Source organism: Streptacidiphilus sp. EB129 (assembly GCF_041262645.1).
In the GTDB taxonomy this organism is placed as follows: domain Bacteria; phylum Actinomycetota; class Actinomycetes; order Streptomycetales; family Streptomycetaceae; genus Streptacidiphilus.
Map to the genome: position 1 here is coordinate 78,194 of NZ_JBGCCS010000031.1, position 15,047 is coordinate 93,240.

15 protein-coding genes are annotated in these 15,047 nt (G+C 71.6%); all 15 read left to right on the forward strand.

Features of this window, described 5'->3' with window-relative positions; all coding sequences use genetic code 11:
- The first annotated feature begins 81 nt into the window (after positions 1 to 81).
- The 15 genes from dop (at position 82) to ABH925_RS29400 (ending at position 14,881) form a co-directional block, all read left to right on the forward strand.
- The gene (dop, locus tag ABH925_RS29330; protein WP_370152711.1) at positions 82 to 1,593 is read left to right on the forward strand and encodes a depupylase/deamidase Dop; all 1,512 of its coding nucleotides are present in this window, start codon (positions 82 to 84) and stop codon (positions 1,591 to 1,593) included.
- Between the two features lie 199 nt (positions 1,594 to 1,792).
- Entirely contained in the window at positions 1,793 to 2,011 is a 219-nt protein-coding gene (locus ABH925_RS29335; RefSeq protein WP_370152712.1) for a ubiquitin-like protein Pup, read from the forward strand.
- A gap of 119 nt (positions 2,012 to 2,130) precedes the next feature.
- Positions 2,131 to 2,976, forward strand: coding sequence for a proteasome subunit beta (gene prcB / locus ABH925_RS29340; protein WP_370152714.1), 846 nt, complete (start codon positions 2,131 to 2,133; stop codon positions 2,974 to 2,976).
- Between the two features lie 71 nt (positions 2,977 to 3,047).
- Complete coding sequence (gene prcA / locus ABH925_RS29345; RefSeq protein WP_370152715.1) at positions 3,048 to 3,794, forward strand: proteasome subunit alpha; 747 nt, start codon at positions 3,048 to 3,050, stop codon at positions 3,792 to 3,794.
- Positions 3,795 to 3,943: 149 nt separating this feature from the next.
- A complete protein-coding gene (gene pafA, locus ABH925_RS29350; protein WP_370152717.1) occupies positions 3,944 to 5,305 on the forward strand; it encodes a Pup--protein ligase in 1,362 nt (453 codons plus the stop codon).
- A gap of 202 nt (positions 5,306 to 5,507) precedes the next feature.
- The gene (locus ABH925_RS29355) at positions 5,508 to 6,524 is read left to right on the forward strand and encodes an FKBP-type peptidyl-prolyl cis-trans isomerase (protein WP_370152719.1); all 1,017 of its coding nucleotides are present in this window, start codon (positions 5,508 to 5,510) and stop codon (positions 6,522 to 6,524) included.
- 59 nt (positions 6,525 to 6,583) lie between these two features.
- Positions 6,584 to 6,955, forward strand: coding sequence for an FKBP-type peptidyl-prolyl cis-trans isomerase (locus tag ABH925_RS29360; RefSeq protein ID WP_370152721.1), 372 nt, complete (start codon positions 6,584 to 6,586; stop codon positions 6,953 to 6,955).
- A gap of 152 nt (positions 6,956 to 7,107) precedes the next feature.
- Positions 7,108 to 8,145 carry a helix-turn-helix transcriptional regulator gene (locus tag ABH925_RS29365; protein ID WP_370152722.1) on the forward strand — a complete coding sequence of 346 codons (1,038 nt, stop codon included), beginning with the start codon at positions 7,108 to 7,110 and terminating at the stop codon, positions 8,143 to 8,145.
- A 26-nt stretch (positions 8,146 to 8,171) separates the two neighbouring features.
- Positions 8,172 to 9,095: a helix-turn-helix transcriptional regulator gene (locus ABH925_RS29370; protein ID WP_370152744.1), complete on the forward strand. Its 924-nt coding sequence runs from the start codon at positions 8,172 to 8,174 to the stop codon at positions 9,093 to 9,095.
- Positions 9,092 to 9,349 carry a hypothetical protein gene (locus ABH925_RS29375; RefSeq protein ID WP_370152724.1) on the forward strand — a complete coding sequence of 86 codons (258 nt, stop codon included), beginning with the start codon at positions 9,092 to 9,094 and terminating at the stop codon, positions 9,347 to 9,349. The genes ABH925_RS29370 and ABH925_RS29375 overlap by 4 nt, the downstream gene beginning before the upstream one ends.
- A 9-nt stretch (positions 9,350 to 9,358) precedes the next feature.
- Positions 9,359 to 9,604, forward strand: a complete 246-nt coding sequence (locus tag ABH925_RS29380) for a hypothetical protein (RefSeq protein ID WP_370152725.1) — start codon at positions 9,359 to 9,361, stop codon at positions 9,602 to 9,604.
- Positions 9,605 to 9,711: 107 nt separating this feature from the next.
- Complete coding sequence (gene tatA, locus ABH925_RS29385; protein WP_370152727.1) at positions 9,712 to 10,005, forward strand: Sec-independent protein translocase subunit TatA; 294 nt, start codon at positions 9,712 to 9,714, stop codon at positions 10,003 to 10,005.
- A 123-nt stretch (positions 10,006 to 10,128) separates the two neighbouring features.
- Entirely contained in the window at positions 10,129 to 11,067 is a 939-nt protein-coding gene (gene tatC / locus ABH925_RS29390; RefSeq protein ID WP_370152729.1) for a twin-arginine translocase subunit TatC, read from the forward strand.
- Positions 11,068 to 11,297: 230 nt separating this feature from the next.
- Positions 11,298 to 14,174, forward strand: coding sequence for a DEAD/DEAH box helicase (locus ABH925_RS29395; RefSeq protein WP_370152746.1), 2,877 nt, complete (start codon positions 11,298 to 11,300; stop codon positions 14,172 to 14,174).
- 5 nt (positions 14,175 to 14,179) lie between these two features.
- Positions 14,180 to 14,881: a lytic transglycosylase domain-containing protein gene (locus tag ABH925_RS29400; RefSeq protein WP_370152731.1), complete on the forward strand. Its 702-nt coding sequence runs from the start codon at positions 14,180 to 14,182 to the stop codon at positions 14,879 to 14,881.
- Positions 14,882 to 15,047 lie beyond the last annotated feature (166 nt).

Genomic DNA, 15,047 nt, shown 5'->3' on the forward strand with positions numbered 1-15,047 from the left:
AGCAGTTCTAGGCTCTGGTTACCGAACCGGGCCGACCGCTGGCGGTGAGTCGCCGACGGCAGTTCGAAGGAGGGCCGCGAGATGACCGTACGGCGCGTGATGGGGATCGAGACGGAGTACGGGATCTCCGTCCCGGGGCACCCCAACGCCAATGCCATGCTCACCTCGTCCCAGGTGGTCAACGCCTACGCGGCGGCGATGCACCGGGCCCGGCGGGCCCGCTGGGACTTCGAGGAGGAGAACCCGCTGCGCGACGCCCGCGGCTTCGACCTGGCCCGGGACAACGCCGACGCCAGCCAGCTGACCGACGAGGACATCGGCCTCGCCAACATCATCCTCACCAACGGCGCCCGCTTCTACGTGGACCACGCCCACCCGGAGTACAGCTCGCCCGAGGTCACCAATCCGCGGGACGCCGTGCTCTGGGACAAGGCGGGGGAGCGGATCATGGAGGAGGCCGCGATCCGGGCCCTCCAGGTGCCCGGCTCGCACCCGATCCACCTCTACAAGAACAACACCGACAACAAGGGCGCCTCCTACGGCACCCATGAGAACTACCTGATGAAGCGGGCCACCCCGTTCGCCGAGATCGTCCGGCACCTCACCCCGTTCTTCGTGTCCCGGCAGGTGGTCACCGGCGCGGGCCGGGTCGGGATCAACCAGGACGGCTCGGTGCACGGCTTCCAGATCAGCCAGCGCGCGGACTACTTCGAGGTCGAGGTCGGCCTGGAGACCACGCTCAAGCGCCCCATCATCAACACCCGCGACGAACCCCACGCGGACGCCGAGAAGTACCGCCGGCTGCACGTGATCATCGGCGACGCCAACCTCTCCGAGGTCTCCACCTACCTCAAGCTCGGCACCACCGCGCTGGTGCTGTCGATGATCGAGGACGGCTTCATCAACGTCGACCTGGTCGTCGACCAGCCGGTGCGCACCCTGCACCGGGTCTCCCACGACCCGGACCTGGGCTATCTGCTCTCGCTGCGCAGCGGGCGGAAGCTGACGGCGGTGCAGCTCCAGATGGAGTACTGCGAGTTGGCCCGCAAGTACGTCGAGGACCGGTTCGGCGCGGACGCCGACGAGCAGACCCGCGACGTGCTGGACCGCTGGGAGGACGTGCTGGGCCGGCTGGAGCGCGATCCGATGAGTCTGTCCCGGCAACTGGACTGGATCGCCAAGCGGGAGATCCTGGAGGGCTACCGCAGCCGGGACGGCCTGGAGTGGGACAACCCGCGCCTGCACCTGGTCGACCTCCAGTACGCCGACGTGAGGGCCGAGAAGGGCCTCTACAACCGCCTGGTGGACCGGGGGCGGATGGAGCGCATCGTCAGCGAGCCCGACGTGCTGCGGGCCGCGCACAAGCCCCCGGAGGACACCCGCGCCTACTTCCGCGGCCGCTGCCTGGAGCAGTACGCGGACCATGTGGCGGCGGCCTCCTGGGACTCGGTGATCTTCGACCTGCCCGGCCGGGACTCACTGCAGCGGGTGCCGACCCTGGAGCCGCTGCGCGGCACCAGGAACCACGTCAAGGCGCTGCTGGACCGCTGCCGCACCGCGGAGGAACTGGTGCGGGTGCTCTCCGGCGGGTGAGCGGGTGGGTGAACACCTGTCCGCTTCCGGCGTAACCGCTGGGTGACGTCAGATCACGAAGGGTGAACCGGGCCGACCTGGGCATCATCCGGACAGCACCAGTCGTTCAAGGAACAGATCGAAAACACGGGGCGCTTGTCACCCCGCGTGTATAGGGTCTGACCAGCAGTACTGGACACCATCGAGCGGGGTGAGGGACATGGCTACCAAGGACACCGGCGGCGGTCAGCAGCGGGCGAACCGCTCCTCCGAGGAGGTCGAGGAGACCGAGGCGGAGGCGAACGAGACCTCCGACCTCAAGGAGCGCAAGGCCAAGCTCGACGACGACGTGGACGCGGTACTGGACGACATCGACGAAATCCTGGAGTCGGACGCCGAGTCCTTCGTCCGGTCGTACGTGCAAAAGGGCGGGGAGTAGCCGCCGGCCTGCCCGCCCCGGGCAGGCGGATCTTGGACGCGCGCAGGGGGTAAGGTCCCGGGCATCCGTTGCCCCGCGCGGCATACGCCCTGTGGGGCCGACTATCTGGAAGGGAACGTGTGGAAGCCAACACTCGTGGCACCGGGCGTCTGCCGGCTGCCTTCTTGACGCCGGGTTCGTCGTCCTTCGTCGAATTCCTGGCCGACCACCAGCCGGAGCTGCTCCCCGGCCGGCGGACCCTGCCCGCGGGGCTGCAGCCGCTGGAGGCCCCGCACGGCACCACCATCGTGTCGGTGACCTTCGACGGCGGGGTGATCCTCGCCGGTGACCGCAGGGCCACCATGGGCAACCTCATCGCGCAGCGCGACATCGAGAAGGTCTTCCCCGCCGACGAGTACTCCGCCGTCGGCATCGCCGGCACCGCGGGTCTCGCGGTCGAGATGGTGCGGCTGTTCCAGCTGGAGCTGGAGCACTACGAGAAGATCGAGGGCACCCAGCTCTCGCTGGAGGGCAAGGCCAACCGGCTCACCACCATGATCCGGGGCAACCTCGGCATGGCCATGCAGGGCCTGGCCGTGGTGCCGCTGTTCGCCGGCTACGACCTCGACCTGGGCCGGGGTCGGATCTTCAGCTACGACGTCACCGGCGGCCGTTCCGAGGAGGTCGGCTTCGCCGCGACCGGCTCGGGCTCGCTCTTCGCCAAGGGCTCGCTGAAGAAGCTGTACCGCAAGGACCTCACCGCCGAGCAGGCCACCACCGCCGTGGTGCAGGCGCTCTACGACGCCGCCGACGACGACTCGGCCACCGGCGGTCCCGACCTCACCCGGGGCATCTTCCCGATCGTCGGCGTGATCACCGAGGACGGCTTCCGCCGCCTGCCGGACGACGAGGTGGGCGCGCTGGCCCGGAGCATCCTGGACCACCGGCTGGAGTTCCCCAACGGCCCGCAGGCCGGTCTGCTCTGACCTCCGTCCCTGTGGCCCCGTCCATCCTTTCCGACTTCAGACCCTCCGACTTCAGATAGGGGCGACAGCCGGTGTCGACGCCGTTCTACGTCTCACCCCAGCAGGCCATGGCCGACCGCGCCGAGTACGCCCGCAAGGGCATCGCGCGCGGCCGCAGCGTGGTCGTGCTCACCTACGCCGACGGCATCGTCTTCGTCGCGGAGAACACCTCCCGGGCGCTGCACAAGGTCTCCGAGATCTACGACCGCATCGCGTTCGCCGCGGTCGGCCGCTACAACGAGTTCGAGAACCTGCGCATCGGCGGGGTCCGCTACGCCGACCTGCGCGGCTACTCCTACGACCGCGCCGACGTCAACGCCCGCGGGCTGGCGAACGTCTACGCCCAGACCCTGGGCACCATCTTCTCCTCCACCGGCGAGAAGCCCTACGAGGTGGAGCTGATCGTCGCCGAGGTGGGCAAGAGCCCGCAGGACGACCAGATCTACCGGCTCACCCCCGACGGCTCGGTCGTCGACGAGCAGCACACGGTCGCCGTCGGCGGGAACTCCGAGTCCATCGGCACCTACCTGGAGCAGCGCCACACCGAGGGGCTGACCCTCCCCGAGGCGCTGAAGCTCGCGGTCGAGGGCCTGGCCCGGGACCCGAACGGCGGCCAGGCCCGCACGCTGACCCAGGATCAGCTGGAGGTCGCGGTGCTGGACCGCGGCCGCTGGCAGCAGCGCAAGTTCAAGCGGCTGGTCGGCGCCCAGCTCGGGCGCCTGCTCGCGGGCGACGAGACCGCCACCGGCGACCAGGAGGACGAACCCGCCGACGGCTGAGTCCCGTGGGGCGCGGCTGAACGGTCGCGCCCCGCTACCGGCGGGTTTCAGACAGTGCCCAGAAGCGCAAAGTCCCATCAAGGCCCCTCGACCCGCGCGTGTCTCGCGGGGAAGCGGAGTCGGGTGAGGGTCGGCGAAGGGGAGACAGCATGGACCGCAGAATCTTCGGGATCGAGAACGAGTACGGCGTCACCTGTACCTTCCGGGGCCAGCGGCGGCTGTCTCCGGACGAGGTGGCCCGGTACCTCTTCCGCCGGGTGGTCTCCTGGGGTCGCAGCAGCAACGTCTTCCTGCGCAACGGGGCCAGGCTGTACCTGGACGTCGGCTCGCACCCCGAGTACGCCACCCCGGAGTGCGACGACGTCTCGGAGCTGGTGACGCACGACAAGGCGGGGGAGCGGATCCTCGAAGGCCTGCTGGTGGACGCCGAGCGGCGGCTGCACGAGGAGGGCATCGCCGGGGACGTCTACCTCTTCAAGAACAACACCGACTCGGCCGGCAACTCCTACGGCTGCCACGAGAACTACCTGGTGGCGCGGCACGGCGAGTTCTCCCGGCTGGCGGACATCCTGATCCCGTTCCTGGTCACCCGGCAGCTGATCTGCGGGGCCGGCAAGGTGCTGCAGACCCCGCGCGGCGCGGTGTACTGCGTCAGCCAGCGGGCCGAACACATCTGGGAGGGCGTCAGTTCGGCGACCACCCGCTCGCGTCCGATCATCAACACCCGGGACGAGCCGCACGCCGACGCGGAGCGGTACCGCCGGCTGCATGTCATCGTCGGCGACTCCAACATGTCGGAGACCACGACCCTGCTCAAGGTCGGCGCCACCGACCTGGTGCTGCGCATGATCGAGGCCGGCACGGTGCTGCGCGACCTGACCCTGGAGAACCCGATCCGGGCGATCCGCGAGGTCAGCCATGACCTGACCGGCTCGCGGCAGGTCCGGCTGGCCAACGGCCGCGAGGCCAGCGCCCTGGACATCCAGGAGGAGTACTACTCCAAGGCCAGCGCCTTCGCCGACGCCAAGGGCATCCGCAGCGGGACCATCGCCCGGGTGCTGGAGCTGTGGGGCCGCACCCTGGAGGCGATCAGGACCGAGGACTACAGCAAGGTCGACCGGGAGATCGACTGGGTGATGAAGTACCAGCTGATCGAGCGCTACCGGGCCAAGAACGGCATCAGCATGTCGCATCCGCGGGTCGCCCAGATCGACCTGGCGTACCACGACATCCACCGCCGTCGGGGTCTGTTCTACCTGCTGCAGAACAAGGGCCAGGCGGAGCGGGTGACCAACGACCTCAAGATCTTCGAGGCCAAGTCGGTGCCGCCGCAGACCACCCGGGCCCGGCTGCGCGGTGACTTCATCCGCCGCGCGCAGGAGCAGCGCCGTGACTTCACCGTCGACTGGGTGCACCTGAAGCTGAACGACCAGGCGCAGCGCACGGTCCTGTGCAAGGACCCGTTCCGCTCGGTCGACGAGCGGGTGGAGAAGCTGATCGCCGGGATGTGAGCCCCGGTCCGGTTCTCCGGTCGACGGCGAACGATCCCTGCGGCAGCTGCCGTCAGTGGCCGCCCGCAGTGCCTGGTTGGTTTCGGCCCCCGTGTCCCGATTGTGACGGCACGGGGGCCGGGCTGTTTGCTGCTCGGGGGAGGGAAGGTCGTAGAGTGGCGCGGACTGACCCTGACCTCCGCCCCCTCGTTTAAGGACGACCGTGCGCCGAACCGCCACCGCCGCCGCACTGCTCCTGGTGCCGGCGCTGCTGCTGACCGCATGCAGCAGCAGCAAGCCGAAGTCCGCCGACGCGGCCACGCCGCAGGCCTCCGCGTCCGCGTCCGCGACCCAGTCGGCCGTGCCCGTGCCGCCGGTGGTGGACTCCACCGACAACCTGCCCGCGGTGACCGGCGCCTTCGGCTCCACGCCGACGGTGAAGATCCCCAGCACCAAGCCGGGCAGTGCGTTCGTGGTGCACACCGTCAGCGAGGGCAACGGCGCGACCATCGGCGCCAAGGACTTCGCGGTCTTCAACTTCTCGGTGATCGACTGGACCACCGGCAAGACGCTGGCCGCCGCGTACGGCAAGGGTGGCGCCCCGGAGCTGCTGCAGCCGACCCAGCAGGTGCTGGCGCCGCTGCAGGACGCCGTGGTGGGTCACAAGGTGGGCAGCCGCGTCGTGGTCGTCGCCCCGCCGGCCGCCGCCACCGAGCAGATGTCCGCGTCCGGTCTGCAGCAGAACAACGTCGGCGCCAAGGACACCCTGGTGTTCGTGGTGGACGTGAACCAGCGCATCGGTGCGCAGGACTCGGTGCAGGGCACCCAGCAGGCGTCCCCGGCCGGGATGCCCTCGGTCGACGCCACCGCCGGCAAGGCGGCCACCTTCACCATCCCCGCCGCCGCGCGTACCCCGAAGGCGCTGCAGACCGGCGTGCTGATCAAGGGCACCGGCCAGAAGGTGCTGGCGGGCGAGACCATCGTGGTGCAGTACACCGGCGCCACGCTGGCGGACGGCAAGGTCTTCGACTCGTCCTGGAAGGACGCCGGAGCGTTCGCGACGGTGATCGGCCAGGGTCAGGTCATCCCGGGCTGGGACCAGGGCCTGGTCGGCCAGACCGTCGGCAGCCGGGTGCTGCTGTCCATCCCGTCCGCACTGGCGTACGGGGCGCAGGGCACGCAGGGAATCCCGGCCAACGCCCCGCTGGTGTTCGTCGTGGACATCCTGGCCGCCGCGTAACGTACTGTCGTGAGGATCGGGGGGAGGCCCTCGACCTGCTGCAACGAGGAGAGACAACCGTGAGCATCGAGAAGCCGGAAATCGACTTCCCGGGTGGCAACCCGCCGGCCGAGCTCCAGATCCGCGACATCTGGGTGGGTGAGGGCGCGGAGGCCAAGCCGGGTCAGACCGTCAGCGTGCACTACGTGGGCGTGGCCTTCAGCACCGGTGAGGAGTTCGACGCCAGCTGGAACCGCGGCTCGGCCTTCAGCTTCCCGCTGGGCGGCGGCCGGGTCATCGCCGGCTGGGACCAGGGTGTGGCCGGGATGAAGGTCGGCGGCCGGCGCGAGCTGATCATCCCGCCGCACCTGGGCTACGGCGACCGGGGCGCCGGCGGCGCCATCAAGCCGGGCGAGACCCTGATCTTCGTCGTCGACCTGCTCGCGGTCTGACCGGCCCGGCACCCGTCGGCGAGGTCCCGAGGCGCGGCCCCCCGTACCACACCGGTGGTGCGGCGGGGCCGCGCTTTTGTGCCTGGGCGCGGTACCGGTACGGTCATCTGCGCCGGACATATCCCATGTCCGTGCGCAGGGAAGGGTGAGCGATGCCCATCGCCAAGTCCGAGCGCCTGATGAACCTCGCGCTGTGCCTCATGAACACCAAGCGACCGCTGAGCAAGCGGGAGCTGCGGGACTCGATCGAGGCCTACCGCGAGGCCGCGGAGACCTCCAGCGAGGACTCCTTCAACCGCATGTTCGAGCGCGACAAGGACGATCTGCGCGAGCTCGGGCTGGTCATCGACGTCGACGAGAACGCCCTGGACGGCGAGCTCGGTTACCTGGCCCGGGCCGACCGCAACCGGCTGCCGGAGATCTCGCTGGACGCCGAGGAGGCCGCGGCGCTCAGCCTGGCCGCCGGCGTCTGGCAGCAGGCCCGGCTGGCCGGCGCGGCCAGCGGCGCCCTGCACAAGCTGCGGGCGGCCGGCGCGCTCGCGGACCAGCCGCCGACCCACTCGGCGCTGGAGCCCCGGATCCCGGCCCGCGAGGCCGCGTTCGAACCGCTGCTGGCCGCCGCCAGGGACCGGCGTCCGGTCACCTTCGCCTACCGCAAGTCCGGTGCGCCGCAGCCCGAGCCGCGCAGCGTGGAGCCCTGGGCGCTGGAGTGCTGGCACGGCCACTGGTACCTGGCCGGCTGGGACCGGGACCGCAAGGACGTCCGGGTGTTCCGGCTGAGCCGGATCACCGGCCGGGTCAAGGCCCGCAACGACGCCTTCAGCGCCCAGGTCCCCGACCATGTGGACGTGCGCCAGCACGTCGCCCGCTTCGCCGGGGAGGGCGCCACCGCCACCGCCCGGATCCGGCTGCGCCGGGGGGCCGCCTTCCCACTGCGCACCCGGGCGCTGGGCTCGGAGCCGTTCGACGCGGACTGGGACGAGCTGGAGATCCCGTTCGGGCACGGACTGGCCGCCGAGCTCACCGAGTTCGGCGCCGACGTGCTGGTGCTCGGCCCGGCCGAGCTGCGTGCCGACGTCATCGCCCGGCTGCGCGCCGTCGCCGGCACTCCCGTCCCCGCCGGCACCGGCACTCCCGCTTCTTCCACCAGCACCGCCACCGGCACCGCATCCGAAGGGTCCGCGCTGTGAGCAACGCCATCGACCAGACCCGCCGGATGCTCTCCCTGGTCACCTATCTGCGCGAGCGCCCCGGCGCCCGGGTCGGCGAGGTGGCGCGGGCCTTCGGCATCACCGAGCGCGAACTCGTCGGGGACCTCAACGTGCTGCCGATGTGCGGCACCAGCTTCCGCGGCGGGGACCTGCTCGACATCGACACCGACGGCGAGCGGATCTGGTGGCACAACGCCGACGACGTCGCCCAGCCGCTGCGGCTCTCCGCCGACGAGGCGATCTCGCTGCTGGTGGGCGCCCGCGCGGTGGCCGGGCTGCCGGGACTGCGCGAGCGCGACCGCGCCGCGCTGACCCGCGCGGTGGCCAAGCTGGAGGCCGCGGCCGGGGACGCGGCCGAGGGCAGCGCCCGGGTCGGGGCCACCTTCGAGGCCGAGGGCAGCGTCTTCGCCGACGCCGACCGCGCCATCACCGAGCGGCGCCGGCTCTGGCTGCGCTACTACTCCTCCGGGCGCGGCGAGATGACCGAGCGCGAGGTCGACCCGATCCGCCTGGTCACCGAGGGCCACACCTACCTGGAGGGCTGGTGCCGGCTGTCCGAGGACCGGCGGATCTTCCGGCTGGACCGGATCGCCGACATCCGGGTCCTCGACGTTCCCTCCGACCCGCCGCCGCTGGAGCTGCGCGACCTGTCCGAGGGGCTGGTCCGCCCGGCCGCCGACGACCCGCAGGTGGTGCTGGAGGTCGGCCCCGGCGGCCGCTGGGTCACCGAGTACTACAGCTACGAGGACGCCCGGGAGCTGCCCGACGGCGGCCTGCGGATCACCCTGCGCACCCCCGACCCGGCCGGACTGCTCCGGCTGGCGCTGCGCCTGGGCGCGGACGGGCGGATCACCGCCCCGGCCGAACTGGCCGAGCAGGCCCGGACCACCGCCGCCGAGGCGCTGGCCCGCTACGGGGCCGACGCATGAGCGGGGCGACCCGGTTCAAGGCCTCCTGCACCGACTGCCGCGGCACCTCCGAGCTGGACGCCGCCGCCTTCCGGCTCACCGTCGGCCGGACACCGGAGCGCACCTACTACTCCTTCTCCTGCCCGGCCTGCGGCGCGACGGTGCGCAAGCGGGCGGGGGAGCGCATCGTCGAGGCGCTGTCCGGGGCCGGCGTGCCGACCATGCGGCTGCATGTGTCGGGGCGGCCGACCCAGCAGCCGACCACCGTGCCGTAGGCTCGGCGCATGCCCTGGACGATCATCGCCGCCGTCACCCTGGCCACCGCCGGGCTGCTGGTGCTGGGCTGGTTCGCCCTGGCCGCCTTCCACGAGGTGCGCGCCCTGGCCCGGGAGCTGGACGCGAGTGCCCGGCGGATCTCGCTCGCCGCCCGCGGCCTGGAGGGCGCCGCCGAGTCGGTGGCCCGTCGCGCCGGGGATCTGACGGCAGTACGTTCCCCGAGCTTCATCCAGGATGGCTCCGAACCCGCGTAGTATTCAGTACAGGCCCGTTCACCTCAACTTCTGCATACCCGCTCTGGACGAGCACAGGGGCCCGGTGCGTATCATCGGCGCAGAGACCAAGACGAAGAGGGATTCCCATGCTCGAGAACCGCGGACTTGAAATCATCATCCTGGCGGTCGTCGTGCTGCTGCTCTTCGGAGCGAAGCGCCTTCCCGACTCCGCCCGTGCGCTCGGCAAGTCGCTTCGGATCCTCAAGTCCGAGGTCGGCGCGATGAAGTCGGACGACAAGGGGGCCGACAAGGCCGCGGCCGCTCCGGCCGAGACCGTCGTCGCCGCGCCCAAGGTCATCCAGACCGCGCCCGGCGAGTCCGCCGCGGCCCGTCCGGTCGCCGACGAGCAGCCTGAGAAGCAGGCCCAGCACTCCGCCTGACCGGCGCCGCTCGACCTCCATCCACCATCTCGCAGGGACTGAAGCCGCACGGTGAGCGACACCCAGGGCACTCGGCGTGCATCCGCCGGTCGGCGAAGCACGCCGAAAGACGACGAGGGGCGGATGCCCCTGGGGGACCACCTCCGTGAACTGCGCAACCGGCTGCTGATCTCGCTTGCCGCGCTGCTGGTGACGACGATCATCGGCTGGATCGTGCACGACTGGGTGATCAACCAGCTCACCGGTCCGGCCTGCGCCATCAAGGGCATCCACGGCGTCGGCCAGCCCACCGCGCAGTGCCCCAACGGGCTGCTGGTCAACCAGGGTGTGCTGTCGCCGCTGTCGTTCAGCTTCAAGGTCTCGATGATGGTCGGCCTGGTGCTGGCCAGCCCGGTGTGGAGCTACCAGCTGTGGGCCTTCGTCGCCCCCGGTCTCTACAAGAAGGAGAAGAAGTACGGTCTGGGCTTCACCGCCGCGGCCGTGCCGCTCTTCTGCGTCGGCGGCTACCTGGCCTTCTGGATCTTCCCCAAGGCCCTGAAGATCCTGACCAGCTTCAACCCGAGCTCCTTCTCGCTGGCCTTCCCCGGTGACGAGTTCCTGGACTTCTTCATCCGGATGGTGCTGGTCTTCGGCCTCTCCTTCGAGCTGCCGCTGCTGCTGGTCGCGCTGAACTTCGTGGGCATCCTCAGTGCCGCCAAGCTGCGCAGCTGGTGGCGCGGGATCATCTTCATCATCTTCGTCTTCTCGGCGGTGGCCACCCCCACCGGTGACCCGCTGACCATGACGGTGCTGGCCGCCCCGATCTGTGTGCTGTTCTTCCTGGCCCTCGCCGTCGCCACGCTGCACGACCGCAACAAGGCCCGCCGGCGCGCCGTGGAGAACCCGGACAGCCTGCTGGACGACGACGTGGCCTCCTCGCCCGACCTCAGCCCCTCGGACATCTCGACGGACCTGGTCTCGGCCTCCGAGCTGGCCGCGGCGGAGCCGATGGTCTACCACCCGGACGAGGAGTCGGCCGCCGTGCCGGGCGCCCGGGGCGAGCGCATGGACGACATCACCTGAGCCGTCCGGACGGCACCCACCGCGGTCCCCCGATCCGGCGGATCGAGGTGGTCCGCCGGGACGAATCGCGGTGGGTGGAAATTCCGGGGTGGGCTGTCAGTCCCTGCGGGTAGCCTCTGGGTGAGATGCAGATCCACGACGACAACGACCGGCGCGAAGTCCTCCCGTCCGAGGACCTGGACGTCGCCCACCGCGCTCCCGTGCGCCCGACCCGGGAGGAAGGTGCCGCGATGACCTCCGCCGCCCCCGATGACCGCGAGCTCAGCCCCTCCGAGCGCTACGCCGCCTCCCGGCGTCTCGCCAAGGAGCAGTCCACCGCCCTGTTCGCCTTCCGCGAGCTGTACGACTTCCCGCTCGACGGATTCCAGATCGAGGCCTGCGAGGCCCTGGAGGCGGGTTCCGGCGTCCTGGTCGCCGCACCCACCGGCTCCGGCAAGACCATCGTCGGCGAGTTCGCCGTGCACCTGGCCCTCGCCGAGGGCCGCAAGTGCTTCTACACCACGCCGATCAAGGCGCTCTCCAACCAGAAGTACGCGGACCTGGTCAAGCGCTACGGCCCGGACAAGGTCGGCCTGCTGACCGGGGACAACACGGTCAACAGCGAGGCCCCGGTGGTGGTGATGACCACCGAGGTGCTGCGCAACATGCTCTACGCCGGTTCGCAGACGCTGTCCGGTCTGGGCTACGTGGTCATGGACGAGGTGCACTACCTCGCCGACCGCTTCCGCGGCGCGGTCTGGGAGGAGGTGATCATCCACCTCCAGGAGTCGGTCACCCTGGTCTCGCTGTCGGCCACGGTCTCCAACGCCGAGGAGTTCGGCGACTGGCTGGACACCGTCCGCGGCGGCACCAAGGTCATCGTCTCCGAGCACCGCCCGGTCCCGCTGTGGCAGCACGTGCTGGCCGGGAACCGGATGTACGACCTGTTCACGACGCGGGTCGCCGAGGAGCGCGCCTCCGGGCGCAAGCGCGAGGGCGGCGGCAGCCGCGGCGGCGAGGCCGACGTGAACCCGGAGCTGGTGCGGCTGGCCCGGTCCGAGCAGGACCGTCGGCTGGGCAGCGGCCGGGACCGCTTCGACAAGCGCGGCCGGGGCCGCAGCATGCCCAACGGCCGCCCGGGCCGGGCCTGGACGCCGAGCCGGGCCGAGGTCATCGACCGGCTGGACTCCGAGGGCCTGCTGCCCGCGATCACCTTCATCTTCAGCCGGGCCGGCTGCGAGGCCGCGGTGCAGCAGTGCCTGCACTCGGGGCTGCGGCTGAACAGCGACGCCGAGCGCGCGGAGGTCCGCGCCCTGGTCGAGTCCCGCACCGTCAGCATCCCGGACGAGGACCTGCACGTCCTGGGCTACTACGAGTGGGTGGACGCGCTGGAGCGCGGCGTCGCCGCGCACCACGCCGGGATGCTGCCCACCTTCAAGGAGGTGGTCGAGGAGCTGTTCCTGCGCGGCCTGGTCAAGGCCGTGTTCGCGACCGAGACGCTGGCCCTGGGCATCAACATGCCGGCCCGCTCGGTGGTGATGGAGAAGCTGGTCAAGTGGAACGGCGAGACCCACGCCGACGTCACCCCCGGCGAGTACACCCAACTCACCGGCCGTGCCGGACGCCGGGGCATCGACGTCGAGGGCCATGCCGTGGTGCTCTGGCAGCCCAGCCTGGACCCGGCCGCGCTGGCCGGTCTCGCGGGCACCCGCACCTATCCGCTGCGCTCCTCGTTCAAGCCCTCCTACAACATGGCCGTCAACCTGGTCTCCCAGTTCGGCCGGCACAAGTCCAGGGAACTGCTGGAGACCTCCTTCGCCCAGTTCCAGGCGGACCGCTCGGTGGTCGGCATCGCCCGGCAGGTGCAGCGCAACGAGGAGGGCCTGGAGGGCTACCGCGAGGCGATCAACTGCCACCTCGGCGACTTCCAGGAGTACGCCGACCTGCGCCGCTCGCTCAAGGACCGGGAGAACCAGCTCGCCCGCGAGGGCGCCAACCAGCGCCGGGCCAGCGCCGCCGACTCGCTGGAGCGGCTGAAGCCCGGTGACGTCATCCACGTCCCCACCGGCCGCTTCGCCGGTCTCGCGCTGGTGCTGGATCCGGGCATCCCGGCCGTCGGCCGGGCCGGCAGCCGCCATGACCGGGCCGAGTACGGGGAGGGCCCGCGCCCGGTGGTGCTCACCGCCGAACGGCAGGTCAAGCGGCTGGCGCTGATGGACTTCCCGGTCCCGGTGGAGGCCATCGAGCGGGTCCGGATCCCGCGCAGCTTCAACCCGCGGAGCCCGCAGTCGCGCCGGGACCTGGCCTCCGCGCTGCGCACCAAGGCGGGCCATCTGGAGCCCGAGCGGAGCCACCGGGGCCGCGCGACGGCCGCCGACGATCCGGAGATCGCCCGGCTGCGGGCGGCGCTGCGGCAGCACCCCTGCCACGGCTGTGACGAGCGCGAGGACCACGCCCGCTGGGCCGAGCGCTACGAGCGGCTGCACCGCGACACCCAGCAGCTGGAACGCCGGATGCAGTCGCGCACCCACACCATCGCCCGTACCTTCGACCGGGTCTGCGCCCTGCTCACCGACCTCGGCTACCTGCGCGGCGACACCGTCACCGACGACGGCCGCCGGCTGGCCCGGCTCTACGGCGAGCTGGACCTGCTCGCCTCCGAGTGCCTGCGCGAGCAGGTCTGGGAGGGGCTGACCCCGGCCGAACTCGCGGCCTGCGCCTCGGCGCTGGTGTACGAGTCGCGGCGCGGCGACGACGAGGGCGGCGCGCCCAAGCTCCCGGACGGCGGCGCCCGCGAGGCGCTCGGCGAGATGGTCCGGCTCTGGGGCCACCTGGACGCGCTGGAGGAGCAGCACAAGCTCTCCACCATGGACAACTGGGGCCAGCGCGAGCCCGACCTGGGCTTCGCCTGGACGGCCTTCCGCTGGGCCTCGGGCCATTCGCTGGACGCGGTGCTGCGCGACGCGGACATGCCGGCCGGTGACTTCGTGCGCTGGATCCGGCAGCTGATCGACGTGCTGGGCCAGATCGCCAACGCCGCCCCGGAGGGCGGCTCGGTCCGCTCCGCCGCCCGCAAGGCGGTCGACGGGCTGCGGCGCGGCATCATCGCGTACTCCTCGGTGGGGTGAGCCGGATGGCGAAGCCGAGCGGGGCGAAGTGGCTGCTGCCGGCCTGCGCGGTGGTGGCGGTGCTGGTCTGGGGCGGGCTGCACGTGGGCGGCCCGTCGTCCGGCACCGCCGCATCAGGCACGGCCTCGCGCGGCGCTTCGCCGTCGGGGGCGGCGTCGGGTACGGGGCAGGCGTCCGGTCCGGCGGCCCCGTCGGCGTCGCCGACCGGCTGGTACACCGGCAGCTACGACCCGGCGCAGTTCGCGGCGCAGGTCAGGACCCGCGCCCGGGAGGCGGGCGTCGACCCGCAGCTGGTGCTGGCGATCCTCTACAACGAGGACTACAAGCCGCACGATCCGGCGCTGGAGCGCGCCTGGCAGCGGATGAAGCCGGACGCCGCGTTCGGGATCGCCAACATGCACCAGGCCGCCTTCGACCAGACCAAGCAGGGGCGGTCCTTCGCCGGCCGCAGCTGGAGCGAGCTCCCGGACGACCCCGACCTGGCGATCGAGGCGGAGGCCTGGTACCTGCACGACCTGGCCCAGAGCCTGCCGGTGCACCGCTCCACCTCGCTGACCGAGGACGAGCTGCTCGCTCTCGGCTACAACACCGGCCCCGGCAACATGCGGGCCTTCGCCCGGGGGGTCACCCTGGGGCCCTCGGCGCAGAGTTACCTCGACCGCCTGCGCGGCAACTGGCCCACCGCGGGCCATGCCCTCGGGTCCTGAACCGGACCGGGACGGTTAGGCCGCCGCCGGGCACACCGCCGCCGAGCACACGGCCGGGGGGGGGCCCGGGGGGCACCCCCGGCCCGCCCCCGCCGGGGGGGGGGGGGGGGGCCGGGGGGGCGGGGGGGGGGGGTGCGGCGCGGTAGCTGGCCGCGCCGGGGTGGAT

Excerpts from the sequence above, each read along its gene's own strand:
- ABH925_RS29380 (WP_370152725.1), top strand. The coding sequence starts at position 9,359 with ATGCCCTGGACGATCATCGCCGCCGTCACCCTGGCCACCGCCGGGCTG.
- ABH925_RS29370 (WP_370152744.1), top strand. The coding sequence starts at position 8,172 with ATGCTCTCCCTGGTCACCTATCTGCGCGAGCGCCCCGGCGCCCGGGTC.
- dop (WP_370152711.1), top strand. The coding sequence starts at position 82 with ATGACCGTACGGCGCGTGATGGGGATCGAGACGGAGTACGGGATCTCC.
- ABH925_RS29395 (WP_370152746.1), top strand. The coding sequence starts at position 11,298 with ATGACCTCCGCCGCCCCCGATGACCGCGAGCTCAGCCCCTCCGAGCGC.
- ABH925_RS29375 (WP_370152724.1), top strand. The coding sequence starts at position 9,092 with ATGAGCGGGGCGACCCGGTTCAAGGCCTCCTGCACCGACTGCCGCGGC.
- ABH925_RS29365 (WP_370152722.1), top strand. The coding sequence starts at position 7,108 with ATGCCCATCGCCAAGTCCGAGCGCCTGATGAACCTCGCGCTGTGCCTC.
- tatA (WP_370152727.1), top strand. The coding sequence starts at position 9,712 with ATGCTCGAGAACCGCGGACTTGAAATCATCATCCTGGCGGTCGTCGTG.
- ABH925_RS29400 (WP_370152731.1), top strand. The coding sequence starts at position 14,180 with ATGGCGAAGCCGAGCGGGGCGAAGTGGCTGCTGCCGGCCTGCGCGGTG.
- tatC (WP_370152729.1), top strand. The coding sequence starts at position 10,129 with ATGCCCCTGGGGGACCACCTCCGTGAACTGCGCAACCGGCTGCTGATC.
- ABH925_RS29335 (WP_370152712.1), top strand. The coding sequence starts at position 1,793 with ATGGCTACCAAGGACACCGGCGGCGGTCAGCAGCGGGCGAACCGCTCC.
- pafA (WP_370152717.1), top strand. The coding sequence starts at position 3,944 with ATGGACCGCAGAATCTTCGGGATCGAGAACGAGTACGGCGTCACCTGT.